The 26,627-nt window shown below is 63.6% G+C and carries 30 protein-coding genes and 1 pseudogene; 22 read left to right on the forward strand and 9 right to left on the reverse strand.

Going from position 1 to position 26,627, the window contains the following annotated elements:
* Window positions 1-84 precede the first annotated feature (84 nt).
* Window positions 85-702: pseudogene (locus tag G9C89_RS04445) on the forward strand (OmpA family protein); the annotation flags it as partial.
* Window positions 703-812: 110 nt separating this feature from the next.
* Window positions 813-1,460, forward strand: coding sequence for a pyridoxamine 5'-phosphate oxidase (pdxH, locus tag G9C89_RS04450; RefSeq protein ID WP_172145259.1), 648 nt, complete (start codon window positions 813-815; stop codon window positions 1,458-1,460).
* A 148-nt stretch (window positions 1,461-1,608) separates the two neighbouring features.
* Here the strand turns inward: pdxH and G9C89_RS04455 are convergent, their stop codons facing one another.
* A complete protein-coding gene (locus tag G9C89_RS04455; protein WP_172145262.1) occupies window positions 1,609-1,845 on the reverse strand; it encodes a hypothetical protein in 237 nt (78 codons plus the stop codon).
* A gap of 148 nt (window positions 1,846-1,993) precedes the next feature.
* Here G9C89_RS04455 and G9C89_RS04460 point away from each other — a divergent pair, with 148 nt between their 5' ends.
* The 10 genes from G9C89_RS04460 (at window position 1,994) to G9C89_RS04505 (ending at window position 11,378) form a co-directional block, all read left to right on the forward strand.
* Window positions 1,994-2,458, forward strand: coding sequence for an outer membrane lipoprotein (locus tag G9C89_RS04460; protein ID WP_172145265.1), 465 nt, complete (start codon window positions 1,994-1,996; stop codon window positions 2,456-2,458).
* Window positions 2,459-2,870: 412 nt separating this feature from the next.
* A complete protein-coding gene (locus tag G9C89_RS04465; RefSeq protein WP_172145268.1) occupies window positions 2,871-5,663 on the forward strand; it encodes a monovalent cation/H+ antiporter subunit A in 2,793 nt (930 codons plus the stop codon).
* A 1-nt stretch (window position 5,664) separates the two neighbouring features.
* Window positions 5,665-5,994 (forward strand): Na+/H+ antiporter subunit C, encoded by a 330-nt coding sequence (locus G9C89_RS04470; protein WP_172145271.1) that lies wholly within the window; start codon window positions 5,665-5,667, stop codon window positions 5,992-5,994.
* Window positions 5,991-7,496: a monovalent cation/H+ antiporter subunit D gene (locus G9C89_RS04475; protein ID WP_172145274.1), complete on the forward strand. Its 1,506-nt coding sequence runs from the start codon at window positions 5,991-5,993 to the stop codon at window positions 7,494-7,496. The genes G9C89_RS04470 and G9C89_RS04475 overlap by 4 nt, the downstream gene beginning before the upstream one ends.
* A complete protein-coding gene (locus tag G9C89_RS04480; RefSeq protein WP_172145277.1) occupies window positions 7,493-7,996 on the forward strand; it encodes a Na+/H+ antiporter subunit E in 504 nt (167 codons plus the stop codon). The genes G9C89_RS04475 and G9C89_RS04480 overlap by 4 nt, the downstream gene beginning before the upstream one ends.
* Window positions 7,981-8,250, forward strand: a complete 270-nt coding sequence (locus tag G9C89_RS04485) for a K+/H+ antiporter subunit F (protein WP_090498666.1) — start codon at window positions 7,981-7,983, stop codon at window positions 8,248-8,250. Before G9C89_RS04480 ends, G9C89_RS04485 begins: the two co-directional genes overlap by 16 nt.
* Window positions 8,251-8,259: 9 nt before the next feature.
* Window positions 8,260-8,592 carry a Na+/H+ antiporter subunit G gene (locus tag G9C89_RS04490; RefSeq protein ID WP_172145280.1) on the forward strand — a complete coding sequence of 111 codons (333 nt, stop codon included), beginning with the start codon at window positions 8,260-8,262 and terminating at the stop codon, window positions 8,590-8,592.
* A gap of 216 nt (window positions 8,593-8,808) precedes the next feature.
* Entirely contained in the window at window positions 8,809-9,726 is a 918-nt protein-coding gene (locus tag G9C89_RS04495) for a DMT family transporter (protein ID WP_172145283.1), read from the forward strand.
* A gap of 7 nt (window positions 9,727-9,733) precedes the next feature.
* Window positions 9,734-10,831 carry a PLP-dependent cysteine synthase family protein gene (locus G9C89_RS04500; RefSeq protein ID WP_390623762.1) on the forward strand — a complete coding sequence of 366 codons (1,098 nt, stop codon included), beginning with the start codon at window positions 9,734-9,736 and terminating at the stop codon, window positions 10,829-10,831.
* Between the two features lie 34 nt (window positions 10,832-10,865).
* Window positions 10,866-11,378: a GNAT family N-acetyltransferase gene (locus tag G9C89_RS04505; RefSeq protein WP_172145289.1), complete on the forward strand. Its 513-nt coding sequence runs from the start codon at window positions 10,866-10,868 to the stop codon at window positions 11,376-11,378.
* A gap of 58 nt (window positions 11,379-11,436) precedes the next feature.
* Here the strand turns inward: G9C89_RS04505 and G9C89_RS04510 are convergent, their stop codons facing one another.
* A complete protein-coding gene (locus tag G9C89_RS04510; RefSeq protein WP_172145292.1) occupies window positions 11,437-13,053 on the reverse strand; it encodes an NAD(P)/FAD-dependent oxidoreductase in 1,617 nt (538 codons plus the stop codon).
* Window positions 13,054-13,225: 172 nt separating this feature from the next.
* Complete coding sequence (locus tag G9C89_RS04515; protein ID WP_172145295.1) at window positions 13,226-13,897, reverse strand: COG3650 family protein; 672 nt, start codon at window positions 13,895-13,897, stop codon at window positions 13,226-13,228.
* 66 nt (window positions 13,898-13,963) lie between these two features.
* Here G9C89_RS04515 and G9C89_RS04520 point away from each other — a divergent pair, with 66 nt between their 5' ends.
* A complete protein-coding gene (locus tag G9C89_RS04520; RefSeq protein ID WP_172145298.1) occupies window positions 13,964-14,359 on the forward strand; it encodes a DUF488 domain-containing protein in 396 nt (131 codons plus the stop codon).
* A gap of 9 nt (window positions 14,360-14,368) precedes the next feature.
* Here the strand turns inward: G9C89_RS04520 and G9C89_RS04525 are convergent, their stop codons facing one another.
* Entirely contained in the window at window positions 14,369-15,070 is a 702-nt protein-coding gene (locus G9C89_RS04525; protein WP_172145301.1) for a YebC/PmpR family DNA-binding transcriptional regulator, read from the reverse strand.
* A 331-nt stretch (window positions 15,071-15,401) separates the two neighbouring features.
* Between G9C89_RS04525 and G9C89_RS04530 the strand changes: the two genes are divergently transcribed.
* Window positions 15,402-15,833 (forward strand): universal stress protein, encoded by a 432-nt coding sequence (locus G9C89_RS04530; RefSeq protein ID WP_172145304.1) that lies wholly within the window; start codon window positions 15,402-15,404, stop codon window positions 15,831-15,833.
* A gap of 93 nt (window positions 15,834-15,926) precedes the next feature.
* Window positions 15,927-16,358 (forward strand): universal stress protein, encoded by a 432-nt coding sequence (locus tag G9C89_RS04535; RefSeq protein ID WP_172145307.1) that lies wholly within the window; start codon window positions 15,927-15,929, stop codon window positions 16,356-16,358.
* A 138-nt stretch (window positions 16,359-16,496) separates the two neighbouring features.
* Here the strand turns inward: G9C89_RS04535 and G9C89_RS04540 are convergent, their stop codons facing one another.
* Together G9C89_RS04540 and G9C89_RS04545 are read right to left on the reverse strand one after the other, a co-directional pair.
* Window positions 16,497-16,685 carry a hypothetical protein gene (locus tag G9C89_RS04540; protein WP_172145310.1) on the reverse strand — a complete coding sequence of 63 codons (189 nt, stop codon included), beginning with the start codon at window positions 16,683-16,685 and terminating at the stop codon, window positions 16,497-16,499.
* 87 nt (window positions 16,686-16,772) lie between these two features.
* A complete protein-coding gene (locus tag G9C89_RS04545) occupies window positions 16,773-17,507 on the reverse strand; it encodes a sulfite exporter TauE/SafE family protein (protein ID WP_172145313.1) in 735 nt (244 codons plus the stop codon).
* Window positions 17,508-17,708: 201 nt separating this feature from the next.
* Between G9C89_RS04545 and G9C89_RS04550 the strand changes: the two genes are divergently transcribed.
* The gene (locus G9C89_RS04550) at window positions 17,709-18,587 is read left to right on the forward strand and encodes an EamA family transporter (protein ID WP_172145316.1); all 879 of its coding nucleotides are present in this window, start codon (window positions 17,709-17,711) and stop codon (window positions 18,585-18,587) included.
* Between the two features lie 23 nt (window positions 18,588-18,610).
* Here G9C89_RS04550 and G9C89_RS04555 read toward each other — a convergent pair whose 3' ends face one another.
* Window positions 18,611-18,868, reverse strand: coding sequence for a hypothetical protein (locus G9C89_RS04555; protein WP_172144888.1), 258 nt, complete (start codon window positions 18,866-18,868; stop codon window positions 18,611-18,613).
* A 288-nt stretch (window positions 18,869-19,156) separates the two neighbouring features.
* On the opposite strand from G9C89_RS04555, the gene G9C89_RS04560 reads away from it, so the two are divergent.
* Entirely contained in the window at window positions 19,157-19,516 is a 360-nt protein-coding gene (locus G9C89_RS04560) for a hypothetical protein (protein ID WP_172145319.1), read from the forward strand.
* A gap of 291 nt (window positions 19,517-19,807) precedes the next feature.
* Window positions 19,808-20,140 carry a carboxymuconolactone decarboxylase family protein gene (locus G9C89_RS04565; RefSeq protein ID WP_172145322.1) on the forward strand — a complete coding sequence of 111 codons (333 nt, stop codon included), beginning with the start codon at window positions 19,808-19,810 and terminating at the stop codon, window positions 20,138-20,140.
* Between the two features lie 254 nt (window positions 20,141-20,394).
* Here the strand turns inward: G9C89_RS04565 and G9C89_RS04570 are convergent, their stop codons facing one another.
* On the reverse strand, window positions 20,395-20,676 hold the full coding sequence (locus G9C89_RS04570; protein ID WP_172145324.1) for a peptidylprolyl isomerase: 282 nt from the start codon (window positions 20,674-20,676) through the stop codon (window positions 20,395-20,397).
* A gap of 278 nt (window positions 20,677-20,954) precedes the next feature.
* Here G9C89_RS04570 and G9C89_RS04575 point away from each other — a divergent pair, with 278 nt between their 5' ends.
* The 3 genes from G9C89_RS04575 (at window position 20,955) to G9C89_RS04585 (ending at window position 22,735) form a co-directional block, all read left to right on the forward strand.
* Complete coding sequence (locus G9C89_RS04575) at window positions 20,955-21,569, forward strand: VIT1/CCC1 transporter family protein (RefSeq protein WP_172145327.1); 615 nt, start codon at window positions 20,955-20,957, stop codon at window positions 21,567-21,569.
* 116 nt (window positions 21,570-21,685) lie between these two features.
* A complete protein-coding gene (locus G9C89_RS04580) occupies window positions 21,686-22,114 on the forward strand; it encodes a universal stress protein (RefSeq protein ID WP_172145330.1) in 429 nt (142 codons plus the stop codon).
* Window positions 22,115-22,396: 282 nt separating this feature from the next.
* Window positions 22,397-22,735, forward strand: coding sequence for a hypothetical protein (locus G9C89_RS04585; RefSeq protein ID WP_172145333.1), 339 nt, complete (start codon window positions 22,397-22,399; stop codon window positions 22,733-22,735).
* Window positions 22,736-22,829: 94 nt separating this feature from the next.
* Here the strand turns inward: G9C89_RS04585 and G9C89_RS04590 are convergent, their stop codons facing one another.
* Window positions 22,830-25,028, reverse strand: a complete 2,199-nt coding sequence (locus tag G9C89_RS04590; protein ID WP_172145351.1) for a retention module-containing protein — start codon at window positions 25,026-25,028, stop codon at window positions 22,830-22,832.
* Between the two features lie 623 nt (window positions 25,029-25,651).
* Between G9C89_RS04590 and G9C89_RS04595 the strand changes: the two genes are divergently transcribed.
* The gene (locus G9C89_RS04595) at window positions 25,652-26,539 is read left to right on the forward strand and encodes a CAP domain-containing protein (RefSeq protein ID WP_172145354.1); all 888 of its coding nucleotides are present in this window, start codon (window positions 25,652-25,654) and stop codon (window positions 26,537-26,539) included.
* The last annotated feature ends 88 nt before the right edge of the window (window positions 26,540-26,627 follow it).

Consider the following 26,627-nt stretch of genomic DNA (forward strand, 5'->3'; position numbering starts at 1 on the left):
AACTCCCAGCATATTAGGGTTGTTTTAATTGTTCATACCGGCCATTACCGGTTTCTTTTGACTGTCTTCGTATGTGGATAACCAATGTTCGCCAATAAATCCCTCGCCTTCGTCCTGTGTCTGCTCCTTGCCGGTTGCGCCGGCACCGAGAAGAGCAAGAAGCCACTCGCGGTTGCCATGCCGAGTCCGAAAGTCACCAAGGCCTGGCTCGACGATTACGAACCGCGCGTGCGTGAGGCGATCAAGGACAGCCATTTCGAACTGGAGCGACGCGAGAATCTGCTGGTGGTAACGGCGCCGGTGCAGGGTACCTTCAATCCGGACCGTCCATTCATGCTGCTGCCGGTGACCCTAGGGCCGATCAGTCGGGTTGCCAAATTGCTGGAAAGCGACAATGACATCGGCGTGCTGGTGATCGGTCATGCCGACAGCAGTGGCGCCGCTGCGGCCAACCGCGAACTGAGCCATGAGCGCGCGCGGGCCTTTACCGCGATCTTCCGGTTGAGCGGGTTGAAGCAGAACCGCCTGATGGTCAAAGGTATGGGCTCGGACATGCCGCGTGCGGCCAATGACAGCGTCGAGGGTCGTGCGCTCAATCGGCGGGTGGAAATCCTGCTGACTTCAAAAGACACCATGCAGGCGCTGGTCGCCAAGTACAGCCAGCCGGCTCCGGCCGCGGCGCTGGTCGCCGTTGGCGGCAAGCCGCAAGACAGTGCCGATGCGGTGCCGGGCAAGTAGATCCTTGCCCTGGATCAAGTCAAGTCAGGCGTGTCCGGGTAAGCTAGGCAGCCTCCGTTCCCGAGGGCTTTTTCATGACCCAGACCCTGGCCGATATGCGCCGCGACTATACCCGTGATGGCTTGAGCGAGGCGCAGGCGCCGGCCGAGCCATTCAGCTTGTTCAAGCAATGGTTCGCCGATGCGGTGAAAACCGAACAACCTCCGGTCGAGCCCAATACCATGACCCTGGCCACCGTAGATGCTGAGGGTCGCCCGCATTGCCGGGTGCTGCTGCTCAAGGGCTTGGACGAGCGCGGTTTCACCTTCTTCAGCAACTACGACAGCGCCAAAGGCGAGCAATTGGCTGCCAGACCCTATGCGGCCATGACCTTCTTCTGGCCGAGCCTGGAGCGTCAGGTGCGCATCGAAGGGCGGGTCGAGCGCGTCACTGCGGCCGAGTCCGATGCCTATTTCCAGGTGCGTCCGCTGGGCAGTCGCCTGGGCGCCTGGGCTTCGCCGCAGAGCCGGGTGATCAAGGACCGCGCCGAGCTGGAAAGCCTGCTGGCGCAAGTCGAGAAACGCTTTCTCGATCAGGCACCACACTGTCCGCCACATTGGGGCGGTTATCGTCTGCTGGCCGAGCGTGTCGAGTTCTGGCAGGGCCGTAGCAGTCGCCTGCATGATCGCCTCGACTATCGCCTGCACCGCGATGGCTGGAGTCGTGAGCGGCTGGCGCCCTGATTATTGAGAGGCGCTCGATAGTTTCACAGCCGCTGAGGTGGATGTGATCGGTTGATATGGGGCGCCTGCGGGCGCCTCGCTGTTTTTGAGCGGTGCAGGCAGGTTGCGCTGCAGCGCCGCATGTCTGTCGGTGCAGGCTCTCTTTCCCTCAGGGCGCTCGGTAATGGGCAGCCGCGCGTTCCAGCCAGGCGTGCAGTTCGCGGCGTTTAACCTTGCTGGCCTGGGCTTCGGCCAGGCGCTGGAGCATATAGTCCTTCTTCGCGGCGTCCTTGCCGGCCATCGACAAGGCCAGGTCGCGGTCGGCCCAGCGCTTGATGCGCACGAACAGCCACCAGTGGAAATAGAGCCCGGCGCAGGTCAGGCTGGCGATGATGAAATAATCCATGGGTGTTTCCTCCTGCGTCGAAGCCTAACCGATAGCCTAAGCTGACTAAAGCAGACAGGTTGTCGCGCGCGGTTTTTCCGAGGGCAGGATGACAGTTGCGTACTTTGCCGGTCTAATGAGCCCTATATTGCAAACGGAGGCGGTTCTCATGCGTAAGCCAGTTGCGTTGGTTACAGTTTTTACGGCATTGGCTCTGACCCTGGGTGGTTGTGCGTCCAGCCTCACGGGTGACAGCTATTCGCGCGATGAAGCCCGCGCGGTACAAACGGTGCGCATGGGGACTATCGAATCGCTGCGGCCGGTGAAGATCGAGGGCACCAAGACGCCGATCGGCGCCGGTGCCGGTGCGGTGGTGGGGGGCGTGGCCGGTAGCGGTGTCGGTGGCGGCCGCGGCAGTGCTGTCGCGGCGGTCATCGGCGCGGTGGCCGGTGGCCTGATCGGCGCCGCGACCGAAGAGGGCTTCACCCGCACCCAGGGCGTGGAAATCACCGTGCGAGAAGACGACGGCACCATGCGCGCCTATGTACAGGCCGTCGAAGAGAATCAGGTCTTCCGGGTTGGTCAGCGTGTACGGATCATGACCGTCAACGGCACCAGCCGCGTCGCCCCGTAATCCATGCTCAAGCCGGATCGGCGTCAGCTGATCCGGCTTTTTCGTGTGCGTCATTCAAGGGTTTTTACCCTGTTGCCTGGCGACCGCTAGAGTCAGACAATCTCGCGGGTTGCGATTTTAGTAATACTTCTATTCGTAACACTGCATCGATAGAAATGGATAATCATGAAATAATCCTGCGCCGACAAAGGCTTAGCAGGTTCTAGTCGGAGTAGGCGAGCGCCGGTTGAGTCATCTTCCAGGCAATGCTCGTTGGCCTTTCAGGTCATGCAGCAGGCGTAGACCTGTCAATACAATAAGGCGCGCCAGCCATTATGAGGGTGAATCCGCGTCATGCGGCTGGCGTAGCAGTTTGGACGCTAAGCGTCGGTCATGACCTGGCCGGCGGACATGCAAAAAAGGGGTTCTGTGTATGGCGCTTGCGCTAATTGTCGCCTTGCCATTCTTGGGGATGATCCTGCCACTGCTGGCGGATCGATGGGGGCGCTCCGCCTGCTCGGTGGCGGCGGGACTGGCACCGATGCTGGCCTTGATCCTGTTGTTGGCGCAACAATCGTCGGTGTTTGCCGGTGAGCTGGTCAGGGTCAAGCTGAGCTGGTTGCCATCGCTGGGGCTGAACCTGAGCTTGCGCCTGGATGGCCTGGGTTTTCTGTTTGCCTTGCTGATTATCGGCATTGGCCTGCTGGTGATTCTCTACGCCCGTTACTACCTGGCGAAACAGGAGCCGATGGGGCGTTTCTTCGCGTTCCTGCTGCTGTTCATGGGTTCCATGCTCGGCGTGGTGCTGTCGGAAAACCTGCTGCTGATGCTGATGTTCTGGGAGCTGACCAGTCTCTCGTCGTTCCTCCTGATCGGCTTCTGGAGTGGTCGCTCGGATGCCCGCACCGGCGCACGCATGGCCCTGGCTATCACCGGTGGCGGCGGCTTGGCGCTGTTCGCGGGGATCCTGCTGATCGGCCATATCGCCGGCAGCTTCGAGCTGTCGCAGGTGCTCGCGGCCGGTTATGCGATTCGTGCCCATGAGCTGTATCCCCTGGCCCTGGTGCTGGTACTGCTCGGGGTGTTCACCAAGTCGGCGCAGTTTCCCTTCCACTTCTGGTTACCCCATGCGATGGCGGCGCCGACCCCGGTTTCGGCTTATCTGCACTCGGCGACCATGGTCAAGGCCGGGGTGTTTCTGCTGGCGCGGCTGTACCCGGCGCTGGCCGGTTCCGAGTGGTGGTTCTACCTGGTCAGTATCACCGGTCTGGTGACCCTGCTGGTTGGCGCCTGCATGGCCCTGTTTCAGCATGACCTCAAGGGTCTGCTGGCTTACTCGACCATCAGCCACCTGGGCCTGATCACCCTGCTGTTCGGCCTGGATACCCGTCTGGCGACGGTCGCGGCGGTGTTCCATATCATCAACCACGCGACCTTCAAGGCTTCGCTGTTCATGGCCGCAGGGATCATCGATCACGAGACCGGCAGCCGCGATATGCGCCGAATCAACGGCATGTGGAAGTACATGCCGCATACGGCGATGCTGGCGATGGTGGCGGCCTCGGCGATGGCCGGGGTGCCCTTGCTCAATGGCTTCCTGAGCAAGGAGATGTTCTTCAGCGAGACCCTCAACCAGCACCTGCTCGGCAGCTTCAACTGGGTGATTCCGGCGGTGGCGACCCTGGCCGGGGTGTTCTCGGTGGCCTATTCGCTGCGCTTTATCCACGACGTGTTCTTCAACGGCGAGCCGATCAACCTGCCGAAGTTCCCGCCCCACGAGCCGCCGCGTTACATGAAGGTGCCGGTGGAGATCCTGGTGTTCCTCTGCCTGCTGGTCGGCATAGTGCCGGCTTACACGGTGGCACCGCTGCTCGCCGTGGCGGCGACGTCGACCCTGGGGGGAGGCTTGCCCGAGTACAGCCTGGCGATCTGGCATGGATTCAATCTGCCGTTGCTGATGAGCTTCATCGCCCTGTTCGGCGGGGTGCTCGTCTACTTCTTCCGCCAGCCGCTGTTCCGCTGGTATGCCGGATTGCCGAGCATGGATGCCCGCTTGCTGTTCGAACAGGGCATGTTGCTCCTGGTGCGGGTCTGCGTGGCGATCACCAAGCGCCTGGAAAACGGTTCGTTGCAACATTACCTGGCGTTGCTGTTGGGCGCTGCGCTGGTGGTGGTGACTTTCGGTCTCAGCCCCTTGCCGCAAGTGACCGGCACGCTGGCGCTGACCCCGATCGACGGCATCACCGCGCTAGGTCTGGGCATTCTGGCCCTGGCCGCGCTGACCACGGTGGTGTTCCATCGCCAGCGCCTGGTGTCGCTGCTGATGCTCAGCGTGGTTGGCCTGATGGTGGCGCTGGCCTTTGCCCGTTACTCGGCACCGGATCTGGCCCTGACCCAGCTGTCGGTGGAGGTAGTGACGATCGTCCTGTTGATGCTGGCGCTTTACTTCCTGCCGGCGCAGACGCGCAGCGAGTCGAGCAGCATCCGTGGTCTGCGCGATTTCATTCTGGCGGTGGGCAGCGGCGTGATGGTGGCGATCCTGGTGTTTGCCGTAATGACCCGGCCCTATGACAGCATTTCCAGTTTCTTCCTGGAGAACAGCGTGTCCGGCGGTGGCGGCAGCAACGTGGTCAACGTCATTCTGGTGGACTTCCGCGGCTTCGATACCCTGGGCGAAATCAGCGTGCTGGCGATTGCCGGCGTTGGCATCTACGCCATGCTCGATGGCCTGCGGCTGTTCCAGCCGCGCGTCGATGCGCAAGGCCGTAGCTGGGCACATGATCGGCATCCGCTGATCCTCGCCACCCTGTCGCGGGTGTTGTTGCCGATGGCCCTGTTGATTTCAGTGTTCATCTTCCTGCGCGGCCACAACCTGCCAGGCGGCGGTTTCATCGCCGGCCTGGTCACTGCCGTGGCGCTGATCCTGCAATACGTCGCCAGCGGCGTGCAGTGGACCCAGTCGCGGTTGCCGCTCAACTATCACCGCATTGCCGGCGCCGGGGTGCTGATCGCCGGCCTTACCGGGCTCGGCAGTTGGCTGTTCGATCGGCCGTTCCTGACCTCGACATTCGGTCATTTCGAGATCCCGCTGATCGGCGAGATCGAACTGGCCAGTGCCATGCTGTTTGACCTGGGGGTGTACCTGACCGTAGTCGGTGCGACCCTGCTGATTCTCGCCAACCTGGGCAAGCTTACCCAGGAAAAGACCGGACTAGAGGTACTTTGAGATGGAAGCTTTGTTTGCCGCAGCCCTCGGCATCCTTACCGCCAGCGGTGTTTACCTGCTGCTGCGGGCGCGCACCTTTCCGGTGGTGATGGGCCTGACGCTGATTTCCTATGCCGTCAACCTGTTCCTGTTCGCCATGGGCCGCCTGCAAACCGGCGCGACCACCGTGATCGGCGCCAGCGCCGAGTATGCCGATCCGCTGCCGCAGGCACTGGTGCTGACCGCCATCGTGATTGGCTTTGCCATGACCGCCTTCGTGGTGGTGCTGGCGTTGCGCAGTGTCGGTGAAATGAAAACCGACCACGTCGATGGCCGGGAGTCCGCACGATGAATCACGGCTTGATCCTGCCGATAGTGCTGCCGATGTTCATCGGCTGCCTGCTGCTGTTCGGTGCCCGGCTGAGCATGCCGGTCAAACGCAGCCTGTCGCTGAGCTCCACCGCCGTGCTCGTGCTGCTGAGCTTCTGGCTGATGTGGCAGGCCGACCAGGGTGTGCTGCAGGTCTATGCCCTGGGCAATTGGCAGCCGCCGTTCGGCATCATCCTGCTGCTCGATCGGCTCAGTGCGCTGCTGCTGGTGGCCACCGCGGTGCTGGCATTTTTCGCCCTGCTCTATGCGACACGCGGCGATGACGAGCGCGGGCGCAACTTCCATGCGCTGTTCCAGTTCCAGTTGATGGGCCTCAATGGCGCCTTTCTCACCGGCGACCTGTTCAACCTGTTCGTGTTTTTCGAGATCCTGCTGATCGCCTCCTATTCGTTGCTGCTGCATGGCGGCGGCCCGGACCGGGTGCGCGCCGGCTTGCACTACGTGATCCTCAATCTGGTCGGTTCGGCCTTGTTCCTGCTGGCGGTCGGTGTGCTCTACGGCATCACCGGCACCCTGAACATGGCCGACATGGCCGTACGGGTCGCCGCGGCCAATGCCGATCAGGCGCCATTGCTGGGCGCCGCCGGCTTGCTGCTGCTGGTGGTGTTCGGCCTGAAGGCGGCGTTCCTGCCGCTGTATTTCTGGCTGCCCAGGGCCTACGCCTCGGCCACGGCACCGGTGGCGGCGCTGTTCGCGATCATGACCAAGGTCGGTCTGTACTCGATCCTGCGCGTGTACACGCTGATCTTCGGCGACGATGCCGGCATGCTGGCCAACATGGCCCAGGAATGGCTCTGGCCGCTGGCGCTGCTGACCATCGGCCTGGGCGTCATCGGCGCGCTGGCGGCGAACAGCCTGCACGGCTTGCTCGCCTACCTGGTGGTGGTCTCGGTCGGCACCTTGCTCGCGGGGCTTGCCCTGGGCACGCCGCAAGCCCTGGCTGCGGTGCTGTACTACCTGCTGCACAGCACCTGGATTGCCGGTGGCCTGTTCCTCCTGGCTGATTTGATCGCGCGCCAGCGCGGGGAGAAGGCCACCCAGCTGATCCAGGGGCCGGCATTGCAGAACCCGCATCTGCTGGGGATCCTGTTCTTTGTCGGGGCAATCAGTGTGGCCGGCTTGCCGCCGCTATCCGGCTTCATCGGCAAGCTGCTGTTGTTGCGTGCGGTCGAACCAGGCCTGCAGGCCCTGTTTCTCTGGCCGGTGGTGCTGGGCGGTGGCCTGGCCACCTTGATCGCCCTCAGTCGCGCCGGCAGCACCCTGTTCTGGCGGGTCGGTCTGAGCCAGCTGGACAGTGCCGAACTGGATCGCGGCCGCTTGCTGGCCTGCATCGGCCTGCTGCTGCTCAGCCCGCTGCTGGTCGGTCTGGCCGCGCCCCTGCTGACCTATGTCGAGGCAACGGCCAGCCAGTTGCTTGACCTGCAGTTGTATCGCCAGATCCTACTCCCGGGAGGTGCATCATGACGGCCCGTCGCTGGCTGCCCCATCCGCTGCTGAGCCTGACCTTGCTGCTGGTCTGGTTGCTGCTGGTGAACGACATCAGCGTTGGCCACTGGTTGCTTGGCGCTCTGCTCGGCTGGCTGATTCCGCTATTGACCCAGGTGTTCTGGATCAACCCGCCGCGGATCCGCAAACCGCTGAAGCTGTGCCTGTTCTTCCTGCGGGTACTGGGCGATATCGTCATCGCCAATCTGCAGGTGGCCAAGTTGATTCTCGGTCCCAGCGCCAGGTTGCGTCCGGCCTTCGTCGAAATCCCCATGCTGCTGGAGGACGAACTGGCCCTGACCATGCTCGCCAGCATCATTTCCCTGACCCCGGGGACGGTATCCGCCGACTTGAGCGACGACCGCAAGATCCTCTTGGTGCACAGTCTGGATGTGGACGACGAGGCCGCGCTGGTCGAGCAGATCAAGCACCGCTACGAAGCACCGCTGCTGGAGGTATTCGCATGCTCGCCTACGTGATTCCCTTGTGTCTGGCGATCATGGGCCTGGCCCTGGTGCTGACCCTGGCGCGCCTGATCAAGGGGCCCGACATGCCGGACCGGATCCTGGCCCTGGACACCCTGTACATCAACGCCATTGCCTTGCTGGTGCTGTTCGGTATCTGGCTGGGCTCGGATCTGTATTTCGAGGCGGCGCTGCTGATCGCCGTGATGGGCTTTATCGGCACCGTGGCGGTGGCTAAATACCTGCTGCGCGGCGACATCATCGAGTAAGGAATGGTCATGCATAGCTGGATCGAAGCGTTGGTCGCCCTGTTTCTGCTGCTTGGCAGCCTGTTTGCCCTGGTCGGTGCCATTGGCCTGTACCGCCTGCCGGACTTCTTCATGCGCCTGCATGGGCCGACCAAGTCGACCACCCTGGGCGTGGGCGGCATGGTCATCGCCTCGCTGATCTACTTCGGCAGCCGGGGCGATGGCATCAGCCTGCACGAGCTGCTGATCACCCTGTTCCTGTTCATCACCGCGCCGGTCAGCGCCCACATGCTGGCCAAGGCCGCCTTGCAGCAGAAACTGCGCCTGAGCGACAAGACCCGCGGCAGGCCCTGGGAGCAGTAGAAGGGCGGCTCGAGCGGCGTTCCGTTCAGAACGCCGCGACAGCCAGCCAGCTTGTGTGCCGCACCGATCAACCCATGGTGCACTGCCTGCGGCGAGTGACACCCTACGGATCGCGCATGCTCCAAACCATCGCCAGGCGCACAATTCGCGTGCCTGACTGTACCTGTCCGCGTTGCACCGGCCTGGCTACACTCCAGCTTTTGCGTGGAGCGGCATATGAGCGGTCAGGGCAGGGCGCTGGCAGTGATCTGCCTGATCGTGGCCATGGCGCTGTGGGGTAGTTCCTTTATCGCCCTGAAATGGGCCTTCGCCGAGTTGCCGGCGATGTGGGTGATCTTCGCCCGCATGGCCTTGGGCAGCCTGGTGTTCCTGCTCGCCTGGCGCTGGCGCGGACGCCTTCGCTACCGCCGCGGCGACTGGAAGTACCTGCTCGGTCTGGCTGCCTGCGAGCCCTGCCTGTACTTCATCTTCGAGGCCCTGGCGCTGCAGAACACCAGCGCCTCGCAGGCCGGGATGATCACCGCGCTGCTGCCGTTGCTGGTGGCCATGGGCGCCTTCGTCTTCCTGCGTGAGCGGATCAGCCGGACCACCCTGGCCGGCTTTCTGCTGGCGCTAGTGGGGGCGGTCTGGCTGAGCCTGGCCGGCCATGCCGACCAGCACGCGCCCAACCCCCTGCTCGGCAACTTATTCGAACTGCTCGCCATGCTCTGCGCCATGGGCTACACCCTGCTGCTCAAGCACCTGTCCACGCGCTATTCGGCCTTTATCCTCACGGCGATGCAGGCGTTTATCGGCAGCGTATTCTTCCTGCCGCTGGCGTTGCTCAGCGCGCCCATGCCTGCCAGCCTCTCGCTGCAGGGGCTGGCGGCCGTGGCCTATCTGGGTGTAGTGGTCACGGTCGGCGCCTATGGCCTGTACAACTATGGCGTCAGCCAGTTGCCGGCCAGCCAGGCGTCGGGCTTCACCAACCTGATTCCGCTGTTCACCCTGGTATTCGCCATGCTGCTGCTCGGCGAACGGCTGAACGCCATGCAACTGCTCGCGGCGGCGCTGGTGTTCGGCGGGGTGGCCTTGAGCCAATGGCGCACTGCGCCAGCCGTACCGCCAGCCGTACCGGCTGGCGTACTGGATTGAGGAGGCAGTGATGAGCGATTCAAGAGCCTGGGCGCGCGAGGCGATCCGCATCATCGAGGCGGATTTCCAGCGCAGTGCCGATACCCACCTGATCCCCCTGGCGCTGCCCGGTTTGCCAGGCATCGAGCTGTACTTCAAGGACGAGTCCAGCCACCCGACGGGCAGCCTCAAGCATCGCCTGGCCCGCTCGCTGTTTCTCTATGCCCTGTGCAACAGCCGGCTCAAGCCCGGCGCGCCGGTGGTCGAGGCGTCCAGCGGCTCCACGGCGATCTCCGAAGCCTATTTTGCCGGTCTGCTGGGCCTGCCCTTTATCGCCGTGATGCCCGCCAGCACCTCGCAGGAAAAGATCGCGCAGATCGCCTTCTATGGTGGAAAGAGCCACCTGGTCGACGACCCGACGCAGATCTACGCCGAATCCGAACGGCTGGCCAGGGAGAGCGGCGGGCATTTCATGGATCAGTTCACCTACGCCGAGCGCGCCACCGACTGGCGCGCCAACAACAACATCGCCGAAGCGATCTTTCAGCAGCTGCGCAGCGAGCGTTATCCCGAGCCGACCTGGCTGGTCTCCAGCGCCGGCACCGGCGGCACCCTGGCCACGCTGGGCCGTTATGTGCGCTACCGTCGGCATGCCACCCGGGTGCTGTGCGCCGATGCCGAGCGCTCGGTGTTCTTCGACTACTACCGCAGCGGTGATGCCAGCCTGACCCTGGACTGCGGCTCGCGCATCGAAGGCATTGGCCGGCCGCGGGTCGAGGCATCCTTCCTGCCGACGGTGATCGACGCCATGTGCAAGGTGCCGGATGCCCTGTCCCTGGCCGCCATGCATTACCTGGCCGGGCGTCTGGGACGGCGGGTCGGTGGCTCCAGCGGCACCAACCTGATCGGTGCGCTGCTGCTGGCGCGGCGCATGGTCGCGGCCGGCCAGTCCGGCTCAGTGGTGGCGATCCTCTGCGATGGCGGCGAGCGCTATGCCACCACCTATTACGACCAGAGTTGGCTGCACAGCCAGGGCTTCGCGCTGGCGCCGCTGATCGAGGCGGTGGCGGCGTGCGCCGAACGCGGCGAGCCATTGCCGGGTGATGTGCCAACGGCAGGCCTCTAGCCGGGCTACGGGCTCACTGACGCAGGGAGGATAGATGAGCGACTTCGAAATACGCCGGGCGCAGGCGGAGGACATCGTTGAGATGTGCACGCTGATTTTCGAGCACGGGCCCAACCCCTGGAACCACCTGCCCGAGGACGAAGTGATCGCCCATCTGCAGGGCATCGCCGCTGGTGCGGTGCAGGCGGTTCTGGCCGAGCGCGCGGGCGAATTGCTGGGTTTCGTCAGTTATCGGCTTTCCAGGCACTTCGAGCGCTATCAGCCCGAAGTGCGTCGCGGCCAGCTGCACGCCTATATCTGCGAGGCGGTAACCCACCGGGCGCTGGTCGGGCAGGGGCTGGGTTCGCGCCTGCTCAGCCAGGCAGTCGGGCAATTGGCCGAGCAGGGCATCGTCGATATCTATATCGACCGCCATGAGCAGAACGCCGCCTCGGCGGGGATGATGCGCAAGGCCGGTTTCGTCGAGATCGAGAGCTACACCGACCCGCAGCGGCGCCCCTATGGCTCGGGGCGCACCACGGTCTGTCGCTTGCAGGTGCAGCCGTAAGCGACAGAATTGCGCCGCCATATGGCTGTTGCTGGTGCGCACGACGCACCCTACGGGGTCAGGCCTCGGCAAGTCCCAGCATATCCCGCGCCAGCGCCTCGGCCACGCGAATGCCGTCGACCCCGGCGGAGAGGATGCCGCCGGCATAGCCCGCGCCTTCGCCGGCCGGATACAGGCCCTTGACGTTGAGGCTCTGCATATCCGCGCCGCGGGTGATGCGCAGCGGCGAGGAAGTGCGCGTCTCGATGCCGGTGAGTACCGCGTCAGCAAGTGCGAAGCCCTTGATCTGCTTGTCGAAGGCCGGCAGCGCTTCGCGGATCGCCTCGATGGCGAAGTCCGGCAGGGCCAGGGCCAGGTCGCCGAGTTTGACCCCCGGTTTGTAGGACGGCTCGACGCTGCCCAGAGCGGTCGACGGCCGGCCTGCGATAAAGTCGCCGACCAGTTGCCCCGGTGCCTCGTAGTTGCTGCCACCGAGCAGGTAGGCCTGGGATTCCAGGCGTTCCTGCAATTCCACTCCGGCCAGCGGGCCGCCCGGGTAGTCCTGCTCCGGGGTGATGCCGACGACGATGCCGGCGTTGGCGTTGCGCTCGTTGCGCGAATACTGGCTCATGCCGTTGGTCACCACGCGCCCGGCTTCCGAGGTAGCGGCGACCACGGTGCCGCCCGGGCACATGCAGAAGCTGTAGACCGAGCGGCCGTTGCTGGCGTGGTGCACCAGCTTGTAGTCGGCGGCGCCGAGCTTGGGGTGGCCGGCGTACTTGCCCAGGCGCGCACGGTCGATCAGCGACTGCGGATGTTCGATGCGGAAACCCACCGAAAACGGCTTGGCTTCCATGTACACGCCACGGCTATGCAGCATGCGGAAGGTGTCGCGCGAGCTGTGGCCGAGGGCGAGCAGCACATGGCGGCTGCGGATCTGTTCGCCGCTGTCGAGGACCACGCCGAGCAGTTGGCCATCCTCGATCAGCAGATCGCTGACCCGCTGCTGGAAGCGCACTTCGCCGCCCAGGGCCTTGATCTCCTCGCGCATGGTGGCGACCACGCCGGTCAGGCGGAAGGTGCCGATATGCGGTTTGCTGACGTAGAGGATTTCCTCCGGTGCGCCAGCCTTGACGAACTCCTGCAGCACCTTGCGCCCCAGGTGCTTGGGATCCTTGATCTGGCTGTACAGCTTGCCGTCGGAGAAGGTGCCGGCACCGCCCTCGCCGAACTGTACGTTGGATTCGGGGTTGAGCACGTTCTTGCGCCACAGGCCCCAGGTGTCCTTGGTGCGCTGGCGCACCTCGGTGCCGCGTTCCAGCACGATCGGCTTGAATCCGGCCTGGGCCAGAATCAGCGCGGCGAAGATCCCGCAGGGGCCGAAGCCGACCACCAGCGGGCGTTCGTCGAGGTTGGCCGGCGCCTGGCCGACCGGCTGGTAGCTGATGTTCGGGGCGGCGGTTACGTGGTGGTCGTCGGCGAATTTGGCCAACAGCGCCGCTTCATCGCGCACGCTGCAGTCGATGGTGTAGATGAACTGCAGCTCGCTGGATTTCTTGCGGGCGTCGTAGCTGCGCTTGAACAGGCTGAAGTCGAGCAAATCCTCAGGGCCGATCCCCAGGCGCTGGACTATGGCCGGGCGCAGGGCTTCTTCGGGGTGATCGAGCGGCAGCTTGAGTTCGGTGATACGCAGCATGAGGCAATCCAGGATCAGGGCCGGAGGCAACCCGGCAGCTTTGGGAAGGCAGCGATTATAGGCGCTATTGGGCCTGGAGGGGCACGCAGCACTGGCCTGGATCCATCAGCGGTTCTGCTGGTGGGCCGGGCGGCGTTGCGCTTCAGCCCAGCACAATGCAGCAACGGGTGACTCAATCGTCGCGCGCGCCGCCGAAGTAGGCGCAGCCGCGCATCACTTCACCATTCAGGCGCAGTTCGGCAGACATGTGCTGTACTGCGCCGCTCATGCTGTCGACGCAGCGTTGCGGTGCGGCCCACAACTCCAGGTGCTGGCCGTTGGCTTCACTGGTCAGGTTGAGGCGGCCTTCCGGCAGCTGTTCTTCCAGATAGGGCAAGGCCAGCGGTTGCTGGCCCGCGCGGTTGAGAACCAACCCCTGGCTGCCGACCACCACGCTCCAGCCTGGCTCCTGGCCGCTGGCACGGAGGATGGTGCGCTTGAAGTTGGCGTCATCGCAGCCCTGGCCTTCGCGTTGCAGGCGGTACACCCGGCTGAGCGTCAGTTGGCCATCGATGCCGGCGCGCTGGCTGGCCGCCAACTGGCCGCGCAGATCGGCAAACAGGGGGCCGGGGCCGTCGGCCAGTAGTTCGGCCGCGTCGCGCATGATGCCGGTCGCACCGTCATTGGCGATGACAAAACGCCGCTGCTCCTGGCAGGGGCGAAACAGCAGTTGGCCTGCGTCCAGGCTCAGCTCGCCTTGCAGACGGCTATGCTTCACCGAGTCGACCTTGGGTTTTTCGCTGAACACCTGGCAGCTGGCAAATAGCGGCAACAGGGCAAACAATAAAATACGGCTGGCGTGCATCGAAACTCTCCTGGCAAGAGCGGCCACGGTACTCAGGCATATGGGCGATCACAAGGGCAGAGGCCGATGATTCAGTGCAAACGGGTATACGAAGAGGTGGCTGCAACCGATGGTCGGCGGGTATTGGTCGACCGCCTATGGCCGCGCGGGTGCAGCAAGGCAACCTTGCAACTGGACGCCTGGCTGCGCGAGGTGGCGCCCTCCGCTGAGCTGCGCCGCCAGTTTGGCCACGCGCCCGAGCGGTTCGCCGAGTTTCGCCAACTCTACCGGCGTGAACTGGCCGGTCATCCGGAATATTGGCAAGGGCTGCTGGAGAGTGCCGAGAAGGGCACCCTGACCCTGTTGTTCGCCGCGCGCGAGCAGCAGTTGAACAATGCCCAGGTGCTGGCCGAGTTTCTCGAAGAGGAGCTGGACCGCCGGGCCGAACCCAGCTCGGCAGTGTGTTACATGGGCAAACTCTAAGCTCTGCGACTAGCCGGCCAGGCCGACATAGACGTTCTGCACATCGTCGTGGCCGTCGATGGCCTCGAGGAAGGCTTCGACTTCTTCCATTTCGGCGTCCGTCAGGCCGCTGACCGGGTTCTTCGGCCGATAGCCCAGGTTGGCCGAGTTGACCGTGAAACCCTGGTCGGGCAGGGCGCGGCACACCGCGTCGAGATCGGTCAGTTCGGTGATGAACAGGGTGTTGCCCTCATCGGACGGCTCGAAATCCTGGGCGCCGGCTTCGATGGCGGCCAGCTCCGGGTCGGCGCCGCTGTCGCTGGAGGCTTCGATCAGGCCAACATGGTCGAAGTCCCAGGTGACCGAGCCGGAAGCACCCATCTGGCCCTTGCGGAACAGCACGCGAATCTCGGCCACGGTGCGGTTGATGTTGTCGGTCAGGCATTCGACGATCACCGGCACCTGATGCGGCGCGAAGCCTTCATAGGTGGTGCGTTCGAAGTTGACGGTTTCCCCGGTCAGACCCGCGCCTTTCTTGATCGCCCGCTCCAGGGTGTCCTTGGGCATCGAGGCTTTTTTCGCCTGATGCACGGCCAGGCGCAGCTTGGGGTTCATGTCCGGGTCGGCGCCGTTACGTGCGGCGATCATGATTTCTTTCACCAGCCGGCCGAAAATCTTGCCTCTGGCGTTGGCGGCGGCTTCTTTAGGTTTGGCTTTCCATTGTGCGCCCATGCGGATTCTCTTGGTCTGTGCGGGTGGATAAGTAGCCGGCCGTGAGGTTTTAGCGGTGATGCCCCGCCCAGGTGAGCGGCGGCCAGCAGAAAACCAGGCTACGGAGTTAGACGACCGATTTTAATCGCTCCGCCGGCGCCTGGCATCCTTTGATTGGCCATGGCGTCGTCGCCAGCGCTAGCGGGTATCTGCTGGCAGCCGCTTGATCCGTGAAAATCGTCCAGGCGTTGGCGGCTTGAGTCGAATGCGTGCCGCGGCCAACTTGTCCTGGCGCAACTGACGGCTCGATGCGCTGGTCTATGCTTGTCGTGAATCTTAGAGGAGACAGGTTATGCGCAAGGTATTGGTTGCATTCGATGGCTCGGACAGTTCAAAGCGTGCGCTGCAGTACGTCATCGACTTCGCCCGTGATCATGCGGCGACGCTGGAGGTGCATCTGCTCAATGTGCAGCAAGAGCCGGTGTTGTATGGCGAGTACGTGACCAGCACGATTATCGATCAATTGCAGCAGTCACTGATTGCCAGTGCAGACCAGGCTCTCGAGTGGCCAATCGACCAGTTGAAGGCCGCCGGTATCAGCTACAAGGCGCACACCGCGCTCGGCAATGTGGCGGCCAAGGTGAGCGAGTTCGCCGATCAACAGGGCTGTGACACCGTGGTGATGGGCACGCGCGGCCTGGGCAGTTTCACCGGCATGCTGCTGGGCTCGGTGGCCACGCGAGTGATTCATGAGGTGTCGGTGCCGGTGCTGTTGGTGAAATAAACACTTGAGTGGCTCCGCGCCGACCATGCTCTGAACCCGGGTCAGGCCGCACCGGTCTATGCTGGTAAATGAAGCGGAAAAAGGAGACGTGTGATGCGCAAGATACTGCTTGCATTCGATGGTTCGGACAGCTCGAAACGTGCGCTGCAGTACGTGCTTGATTTCGTCCGCATGCATGCTGCAACGCTGGAGGTGCATCTGCTCAACGTGCAGCATGAACCCACGTTGTATGGCGAATATGTAAGTGATGAAATGATCAGCAATATGCGCCAGTCCTTGAAGACGGCGGCCGATGAGACGCTCGAATGGCCGGCCGATCAACTGCGGGCGGCGGGAATTGGCCATGAAAAACACACCACATTCGGCAACGTGGCAGAGCAAATAGGCCTCGCCGCCAAGGATCTGCAGTGCGATACGGTGGTAATGGGCACGCGCGGTCTGGGCAGCTTCACCGGCATGCTGCTGGGCTCGGTGGCCACGCGGGTGATTCATGAGGTGTCGGTGCCGGTACTGCTGGTGAAATAGCCGGTCAGCCTCACGGGTGTGATCGTCGGCCCGCTGAGCAGTGCCAAACCGTTCGACTAGGGCCGCGCCCTCTCGGCCAAAATGCTCACCGCCCGCCAATTGCGCCAGAAGCGGGGGCTGCACAAACCTTGAAGGCAGCTACTGCTGCGCGAGGCGCTCCAGCTCGCGGCGCACCATGGCAGCGTATTCGGCTGGGCTCAGGCGGTAAAGTTCGCTCGCCACCCAGGGCAGCCAGCGTGTGCCCAGGGTTTCCCGCTCGGCCAGCAGGCGCCTGGCCTCGGCGGTCGCTTGCTCGGCGCGTTGCTGGTGAAACTCCGCTCGGCTCATGGCTAGTCTCCTATTGGGTTTGCTGCCTGAATAACTGAGTCGTCAAACATCCGCCAGCCTCGCTGCCATCGCCCGATGCACGGGCTCCTACAGGTTCTGCCAGATCAGCTGGATGCCTGCCAGCAACATGCCCAGGCGGGCGATACGGTAGAACCAGTCGTGGTTGACCCGCGATTGCAGCCACAGGCCGCTCCACACGCCAAGCGGCACGATAGGCGCAAGCATCAGGCTGAGCAGCAGATTCTCCTCGCTGAACTGGCCCAGGGCCGTGTAGGGGATCAGTTTCAGGGCATTGGTGAGCAGGAAGAACAGGTTGATGGTGGCGACGTAGCGCACCTTGTCGAGCCGCTGCGGCAGCAGGTGCATCATCACCGGCGGGCCGCCGGCGTGGGCGACAAAACTGGTGAAGCCGGCCAGGGCCGAGAGCAGGGTGCCGCGGCCCTTGTGCAGCGGCCGCGGCGTCTGGCTGCTGTTGATCAGGCCCAACAGTACGAAGGACACGGCGATGACCCCGATCAGCAAGCCGATCAGGTTTTCATTGAGCAGCTCGAAGGTCAGCGAGCCGATGCCGATGCCGATCAGCGCGCCGGGCATCATCACTTTCAGGTTGGCCACATCCCACTTGCCGAAATAGGCCTTGAGTCCCACCACGTCGGCCAGGCAGAGGATCGGCAACATCACGGCCGCTGCCTGCTTCGGCGTGCAGGCCAACGCCAACAAGGGCACCGCAATACCGCCCAGCGCGCCGCCGAAGCCGCCTTTGGAGAGCCCGGTGAGGAACACCGCCGGGAGAGCAAACAGGAGGAGATCAGACAGGCTCATAAATCCAGGCCACAGCGCAAAAGCGCGCAGGGTAGCAGAGGGCGGGCCGTTGCTGAATGGCGTGTGCCGGGTTTGCCGCCGATCGTCCCGCGCTGGATGCGTGCAGCGGACTGTGTGGCTGTTTTGTCGAGCGACTGTATATAGGGACGATCTGCCGTCGCTGCTCTAATGGCCGTTCACCGGTAATGATGAGGAAGCGCCATGTCGCCCAAGGATCTGCTGTTGGCGCTGGTCGTGATCATCGTCTGGGGGCTGAACTTCGTGGTGATCAAGGTCGGCCTGCACGACATGCCGCCGATGCTGCTGGGGGCGTTGCGTTTCATGCTCGCGGCCTTTCCGGCGATTCTGTTCGTCAAGCGCCCGCAGATCCCGCTGCGCTGGCTGCTGCTCTACGGCCTGACCATCTCGCTGGGCCAGTTCGCCTTCCTCTTCTATGCCATGTCGGTGGGCATGCCGGCAGGCCTGGCTTCACTGGTGCTGCAATCCCAGGCGTTCTTCACCCTGTTGTTCGCCGCGCTGTTTCTCGGCGAGCGCCTGCGCATGACCAACCTGTTCGGCTTGTTGGTGGCGGCGGCTGGCTTGCTGCTGATCGGCCTGCAGGGCGACCGGCTGATGACCATGGCCGGGTTTGCCCTGACCATTGGCGCGGCCTCGATGTGGGCGCTGGGCAATATCGTCACGCGCAAGCTGGGCAAGGTGAACCTGGTCGGCCTGGTGGTGTGGGGCAGCCTGGTACCGCCGTTGCCATTCCTGGCGCTTTCCTGGTTGCTTGAAGGGCCCGAGGTGATTGAGACCGCGCTACGCGGCATCAGCCTGGATTCGATCCTGGTGCTGATCTACCTGGCCTTCGGCGCGACCATTCTCGGCTATGGCCTGTGGAGCCGCCTGCTCTCGCGCTATCCGGCCAGCCAGGTGGCGCCGTTCTCGCTGCTGGTGCCGGTGGTGGGGCTGACGTCTTCGGCACTGCTGCTCGACGAACGCCTCGGCCCGCTGCAAGTGCTCGGCGCGCTCCTGGTCATGTTCGGGTTGTTGATCAACGTCTGCGGCGGCTGGCTGTACGGGCGCCTGCGTCTGGCTTGAGGACGCCTGCTGCGTCAGCGCTGCTAGCGCTTGCCCATGGAACGGCGGGTGCCATTCGGTGCCGGGCCGATCTTCTTTTCGTGAGCGGACTTGTTGCCCTTCAGGTGCCAGGCCTGGCCGTCGTTCTTGGCCGAGGCGACCGCAGCAGCGGAAAACAGCGAGGCAAAGCCTGGCAGAGCGGCTTTTTTAGCCGGGGCCGGTTCGCTGGTGGCGGCTAGGCCGGGTGCAACGTCGGTAGCCTGAGCAGCGAGCGTTGGGTCAGGCGAGTGGGTGCTGGTCATGAAAGGTCCGCGGCTGCCGAGGGAAAAGTGGGGCGCGAGTATACCTGTCTATCTAGCGCCGCCCTATTCCGTTGATCGAGGGGCGCGATCAGTTTGCTTCGACAGGCCCCCGATGGCGCCTACGCTCCAGCGTGGGCGCCCAGCCCATGACGCTCCGCGTCGCGCAGGGGTATTGCCGCCATCAAGCAATCTTTACCAGCGGCTTACTCACGGCTGACCTCCGCTGACGAGTACCTGTTGTTTGATGGACGTAGGGGAATACGTCCCCTTGGATACCCGGAGGTACTTATGCTCAGTCGAATTTCCAAGGTTGTACTGTTGGCCGGATGCCTGGTGGCGGCCGGCGGTGCTTCCGCTTTCGAGCGAAGCGCAGTCGTCCCGGTGATCGCCGGCGTTGCCGTCGGCGCGCTGCTGGTCTCTACGTTGAATAACTCGCATGACGACCGCCATCGCCATGATTACCGCCAGCCGCAACGGTTGGTGCATTACGCCCCACGCCCCAATCCGTATCAGCGTTATCGTCACGGGCCACGACAGGTGCGCTACGTGGCCGTGCCGGTCCGCGAGGTTCGCGGGCATTACCGCAATGACCGCGACTACCGCGACTACCGCGACCAGCGTAACCACCGCGATTATCGCCGCAATTGAGGGCAGGCCTGGCAATGCTGTTCTGGCATTACTGAAGAAGTGCTGAGAGTTTTTTCACAACCGCTGATGGCTCTCACGCTCCAGCGTGGGAGCTCGCCGGTGACATTACGCGTCACGCTGTGGCGCTGATGACCCGCTTTGGCAGGGTCCCGCCTACGCCAGAGTCTTTGCCGGACCGGCCGTCTGGCCGTAACCCGCCATCTTTCGCCCCAGGCGACTACCCTGAATGAAACCGCCCTGGCCTGAGCCGAAGGGCAAACACCAGCGCACGTCCAGCATGAGGAGACTCGCATGGAAAGGTTAAGAGAACTCGAGACCTATCAACGCCTGAGGAAACAGCACCCGGATTACTTCGACGCCGTGGAGGCGTTGGGCAAGGCCGTGCGGCATGCCGGCCCGCTGGAGCAGCAGGTCATTCAACTGGTGCAACTGGGCGCCGCGGCAGCCATTCATTCCGAAGGTGCGGTGCACAGCCATGTGCGGCGGGCGCTGGAAGCCGGCGCCACTGCGGAGCAGATTCATCACGCGCTGCTCTCGCTCACCAGCACCATCGGTTTCCCGACTGTGGTTGCGGCGTTGAGTTGGGCGGACGATGTGATTGACAAGGCCATGCTCGATGGCTAACAGCAATCCGCGATCCGTAGATGATCGGTGCGAGCTAATGCTGGCGGGTTGTCGCTGCGCTCCGAGCAGCTGCGCTGCATGGCGTTGCGTCTGGCGAATACCTGGCGACGGCGCTCGATATTTTCACAGCCTATGAGTTCGGCAAGCCCGACAGGTTGATGTCGTTGGGCTTCACTCTTCGGCGCCACCCTGCAATCGGGCTCTGCAGCGGAGGGGCAGCGTACCTGTGCCTGGCACAGGTACGCTCCGGGCAGTCAGTCCTGGCGGCTGGTGACTTCGAGCAGGTGGTAACCGAACTGGGTTTTCACCGGACCTTGCACGACATTGATCGGGGCGCTGAACACCACGGTGTCGAATTCCTTGACCATCTGGCCTGGGCCGAACGAGCCGAGGTCGCCGCCGCTGCGGCTGGACGGGCAGGTGGAGTTGTCTTTGGCAACCTGGGCGAAGTCGGCACCGCCTTCGATAGCGGCTTTCAGTTCGAGGCACTTGGCTTCGGATGCAACCAGGATGTGACGGGCAGTGGCTTTGGCCATGGGGGTGACTCCTTTTCAAATAAGCTGCAGAGCCTACCGCAATCGGGCGGCTATTAAAACGCTGGGCCAGGCATGGCCGGCGTCGTTGGCGCAACACCTCGGGCGTACTGCCGCGGGCATGCAGGAATTTTCCTGGCCGCAACTGGCGGCAAGTCGTTTTACTCGCACACTGGTTACAGGGATCACTGAAATCTGAGCAAACAGGGGTGGCTATGGCGAGCAATGATCAGGGCGACAAAAAAACATCGGCAGAGGCAGCACTCGACCCGGTGTCGCGCATGTCGGAAATTCTGTTTGGCCTGCTCATGGTGCTGACCTTCACCGGCACCTTCAGCGTGGTCAACGCCGGGGAAAGTTCGGTACGCGAACTCCTGATCGCCAGTCTGGGCTGCAACCTGGCCTGGGGCCTGGTGGACGGTTGCATGCTGCTGCTCAATCGTCTTGCCGAGCGCGGTCATGCCTGGCGCCTCTGGCTGCACTTGCACAAAGCGCCGCTTGGTTCTGCACAGGCCGCCGAGCTGCTGGACGAGGCCTTGCCAGGCCCGGTCACCAGGGTGATGCAAGCTGAGGAGGTGCAGACCCTGCACCAGCGTCTGCTGACGCTGCAATTAGCGCAGACACGCCTGCTTATAGGCTGGAGTGACCTGCGTGCGGCGCTGGCGGTTTTCTTGCTGGTGTTCCTTTCCACCCTACCGGTGGTGCTGCCGTTCGTACTGCTTGCTGAGCCCCACCATGCTTTGCGCGCGTCCAATGCGATTGCCCTGAGCATGCTGTTTTTCATCGGTCTGAGCTACGGTCGCTTTGCCGGTGCCCGTCGACCCTTGATCGCCGCGCTGGTGTTTACCGTGCTGGGGGTTGCCCTGGTCGCCGCGACCATTGCGCTGGGCGGCTGACCGGCGCGGGGTGATTGCTCGCGAGCTTTGATGCAGGTCAATGGGGGGCGGCGAGTATCTGGAACTATGCTTGTGACGGTCACTACACGGCCATCATCATCGGCAGGAAGAACGCTATGCATAATGTACTGGTTCCATTCGACGGCTCGCCCAGCGCCAAGCGGGCAATTCAATACCTGGTGGATTCCGCTCGGAGCAATCCGAACCTTTCGGTGCATGTGATCAACGTGCAGACCGAGCCCACCTTCTTTGGCAACTACGGCTCGGCGAGCATGATCGAACAGTTCAATGCCGCGGCCTTGGAGCATGCAGGGGTGATCAATGCCGAGGCTGTGGCGTTGCTCGGGGCGGCCAAAATCCCCTGCCAGTCCCATGAGGTGCTGGGCGACGTGGTTGCCGAGGTGACCCAGGCTGCCGCGAAATACGGCTGCGACACCGTGGTAATGGGCACCCGTGGTATGAGCAGCTTGGGCAACCTGGTGATTGGGTCTGTGGCTAGCCAGGTGGTGCACGGGGTGCCGGTGCCGGTGCTGCTGGTCAAGTAGCGGCTTTGTCGGCTGGATCGGCGCGCAGGTCGGGTCGCGCGGAACCCCTGGTAGATGTTGCCTGCTGTTGGGCCTGCGCTCGTTGCCGGGTATCGCCGCGCTCAACCTACGCGGCCCGACCCATCTACGCTCGCAGTCCGCCTCATCCTGCAACTCTATTCAAGCGCCTTGCAGTGCAGCGGTCCTTGCCAGGACCGTGCATAACTTCTGTTGGCGTGGATTGTCTAAAATCAGTACGGGAGGGAATAGACAATACGGGTATCCACTGCAGGAGGTCATGCCATGAATACCTTGACCATTGAAGGCTGGTGCAAAGCCAGCGGCGCCACAAAATCCACGCCGATTGGCCAATTCCAGTTTCATGTCAGCGAACCCGAGCATTTGCGCCTGGAGCGGGCCGAAGAGCGTCTGCAGAAGACTCATGAGCCAGAAGCCATGGTCGATGCCGATGTGACAACTATGGAGTTGAGTACGCCGGATGAATGCGGCCCCTTGTCCGATATCCAGTGGCGCGTGTATCTGGATGCGGAGGAGCGCGGCCAATTCCATTTGGTCGGGCATCGGGCGAGTGACGGCAGTCTGGTTTATACCAACGCGGTCATGGTCGACCAGTTGGGCTAAGCCGGAGGCAACGCAGGGCGCCTATCCCGCCCATGTCTCTGCATGGGCGCGATACGGCTGCCGCTCGATGTACCGGCTGTCTCGGTGTGCGTGTTCAGGCCGTGTCCAGACGCAGTACGTTGTCACCGAACAGCCCGTCGATCATTCGCGTGGTATCCGCGCCGCCGCTGATCATGCCGCCGGGGCCGGTAGTGATCTCGTAGTGCGCGGCCAGGTCGACGCCGGACAGCTCGATCATCTGACTCGGTGGGCCACCGGCATCGGCGCTGATCGAGATCAGGGTGCTGACTGAACTGCCGCTGCCGAGCACGGAGAAATTCAGGTAATCGGCCAGCACGCCGGATTCCTCGCTGCCCAGCAGATCGTGCAGATTCAAGGCGTCGCCCTCGGGGCCGCCCAGTGTGAAGTCAAGGATGCGGTCGTGGCCCTGATCGCCGGCATTCCAGCTAAAGACATCCTGGCCGCTGCCGCCAATCAGGAGGTCGTCGCCTTGCCCACCGATGAGCCTGTCGTTGCCGCCCTGGCCGAACAGGATGTCATTGCCGTCGCCGCCGTTGAGCAGATCGCTGCCGCCTGGGGCGCTGGTCAGGCTCAGGTCGAAGGCCTGATCGACAACAAATTCGCGCACCTGGGTCAGGCTCGGTGCGGCGCCGCCATTGCCGGCCTGCAGGTAGTCGAGCAGGGCCTGATAACCCTGGCCGTCGTGACTGCCGGCAGGGTGCCCGGGCCAGGCGAGCAAGTCGGTGTTCAAGCTGTCGCCGAACAGGATGTCGTCACCTGCACCGCCGGACAGCTGATCATCGCCCAGCGCCAGCGCGCCAGCACTGGTCGAGCCGCTAGTGAGCAAGGCCTGTAACTCTGCGGCGCTGTGGACGATCTGCGAGCTGCCGGCCGGGGCGGTCACTACTGTGCCATCGGCCAGGTTCAGCGAACTCGGGCCGCTTGGCGCGGTATTGTCGAAAAGGTCCAGCACCGCCGAGGTGCTGGCCGAGCCGATACTGATGCTGTGCAGTTGGATCTGCTCACCGCCAATGCCTTCGTGCAACATGCCGCTACCGGCCTGCAGGGCTTCGTCGACGTCACGGAAATTGGTGATGTGGGCCGTGTCGAACACCGGATTGCCCTGTTCATCCAGGTACATGGTGGGCTGTCCGTCGGAGAGGAGAAAGGCCAGTTGCTCGAAATTGCCGGCGCTGTCCGCGCCGGCGCCGATGATCTGCTGGTTGAACCATTGGCTGGCCTCAGTCATGGCCGCCTCGTAATTGGTGTGCCCGGTCAAGCTCAGGGCGTCGATGGCGGACAGCAGGATGCCGACGTTGGCCGCATTCAGGCCGTAGATGGTAGTGACCGTGCCGACATCGCTGTTGAACGGCAGCAGTTGCACGTTGATCACGCCATCATGATTCTTCAGCTGGTTGGCCAGGTGGCTCAAGGCATCCTTGGTCAGCTGAATGCGCGACACTCCCGAACCCGAGTCGCGGGCCATACTGCCCGAGGTGTCCACCAGCAGGGCGATGTTGTAGTTCTTGCCGGGCAGGGTCAGGCTCTGCGTCCCGCCGCCATCACCGATCAGCACATCGTTGCCTGAACCGCCCGCCAGCATGCCGGCAGGGGCCGGGTTCAGCGGGTTTGGCTGCAGGTGGGGAGCAATTGCGTCCGGTACATCGTCGGCGTTGCTACCGATCACCAGCACGGGCGGTTCGGCGACCGGCGGCACACTCGGCTCAAGCGGATCGACGGGCACGACTGGTACGACCGGCTCGCCGGGGACTATCGGCTCGTCCGATTCGGCGGCCAGCGGTACGCTGTGCAAGGCGATATCGAGGTTGGCAAACGCCAGCGGCGCGGTGTCGAAACCGATTTGCGCCTCCAGCTGGCCAGCCGTCTCCTGCAGCAGGATGAACGAGTGACCACCGCTGCCACTACCGCCGCTGCCCGCCTGAGCGCCGGCCGCCGGGGCTTCGGTAGTTGTGCTGGGGTCTTCACCCGCCGCGATGGCGCGCTGCAGTTCCTGGATTTCGCGCAGCGGCGCGCTGCTGGTCAGCGGATCCACGGGCTCGACGCCGGCATCGCCGGCGAGCAATGCCGGGCTGAGCAGCAGACTGCTGGCGCTGCCCATGGCCAATTCGTCGCCCTGGTCGAGCCTGATCGCCACCGAGCCATCACTCCCGGAAACCAGCTGGTCACCGAGGAACACCCGATCGCCTTCAACCAGGCGGCGCTTGACGCCGTCGTTACCGACTAGCGAAACCTCACCGATAACCTGGCGTACCACACCTATGGATAGGCTCATGCATTCTCTCCTTGAAACCGTCATACCCATGTCGGGGGTGGTAATCGCGCGAGCTTTTCAGCCCTGCGCGATAGACAGACCCGCTCCGAGCGGTAGTGCCTGGGCAATGTGAACTGCTCCTTGGGCAAGCAAATTGACCAATTGGTTTAGAAAGTTTTCAAGAAACACTCATTTATAACCGTTGGCTGGTTATCGGCATTGCCCTTGGCTGCGCGTTTGGGGTGCCTGCTCGCGGGCCTTTCATAGGGGGGCTGGCCAGGTGTTCCGCGGTGATGAGCGGCCGGAGCCTGGCGGGCGGCTGAACACGCTTGTCCAGCCTTGAAACCCCAGGGCGCGGGCGATCTGGCGATGGCTGCCGCAACAGGATTGCGCGCTTGCCTTGAGGGCAGGTTGCGCAGCGTGGACAAGCCCGGATTACCCTGGAGCCGATCCGGGCCATGAGAACCGGGTAGGCTGAGTGACGCTGTTTTGCTCCACCAGCGCGATGGGAGGATGGAGCAAGCGTCATTCTTCTACGTTGTCGCAGACCTGGCGTATGAACATAGGGTCTAGGCTACTAATATTCGCGGCTACCTAGCTGCCCGCCCAGGCCATCAAGCTCCATGACGTGGATGACACCAACCATGCCCCAAACCGCACATTCGACCTGCCGCCGCGCGCGCAGTAACCGCCTGGCATCGCTCACGCTGGCGACGGTTGCGCTGCTCGCTGGCGCATCGGCCTCCGCCAGCGACAGCCAGCAGCTCATCGCGCTGATCAACCAGTACCGCGAAGCGCCACAGACCTGTGCCGGCAAGCCAGCCGAGGTCGCCGGCCCGCTGGTGCCCGACGAACGCCTGGCCCGCGCGCAGCTGGCGCCCAGTGTGCAGTTGCAGGATGCCTTGCAGCAGGTGGACTATCAGCCGGCCACGGTCAAGGTGCTGACCCTGTCCGGGCCGGACAGCGTGGACGCCGCATTCGAGGCGCTCAAGCAGCGCTACTGCGCCTCGCTGCTGGACGTGCAATACGCAGATGTCGGGGTGCAGCACACTGGCAATACCTGGCAGGTGATTCTTGCCCGGCCATTCCTGCCCGGCGGCATGCCGGATTGGCAGGCGGCGGGGCAGGAAATCCTGCAACTGGTCAATGCCGCTCGCGGCAAACCGCAGCGCTGCGGCAGCCAGGCCTTGAGTCCGGCAGCGCCGCTGCGCTGGAGCGAGCAGCTCGGGCAAAGCGCCCTGGCACACAGCCGCGACATGGCCGTGCACAACTACTTCAGTCACACCGCAAGGGATGGCAGCCTGGCGGGTACGCGCGCCATGCTCGATGGCTATGACTGGCAACTGATCGGCGAAAACATCGGCGCGGGGCAGGGCACGGCAAAACAGACAGTCGCCGGCTGGCTGGCCAGTCCCACCTACTGCTTCAATCTGATGAACCCGGACTTCACCGAGATGGGCGGCGCCTATGCGGTGAATCCGCAGAGCGATGCGGGCATCTACTGGACGCTGCTGCTCGGCACGCCGCAGTAGGGTCAGCATGCCCGGGGATCGGGGCGCCGGGTACAGACACGCACGCGTCTTGTACATGCAGCTACCCAGGCCTTTTTCGCCAGTCGCG

It is taken from the genome of Pseudomonas tumuqii, from assembly GCF_013184545.1.
Classification (GTDB): domain Bacteria; phylum Pseudomonadota; class Gammaproteobacteria; order Pseudomonadales; family Pseudomonadaceae; genus Aquipseudomonas; species Aquipseudomonas tumuqii.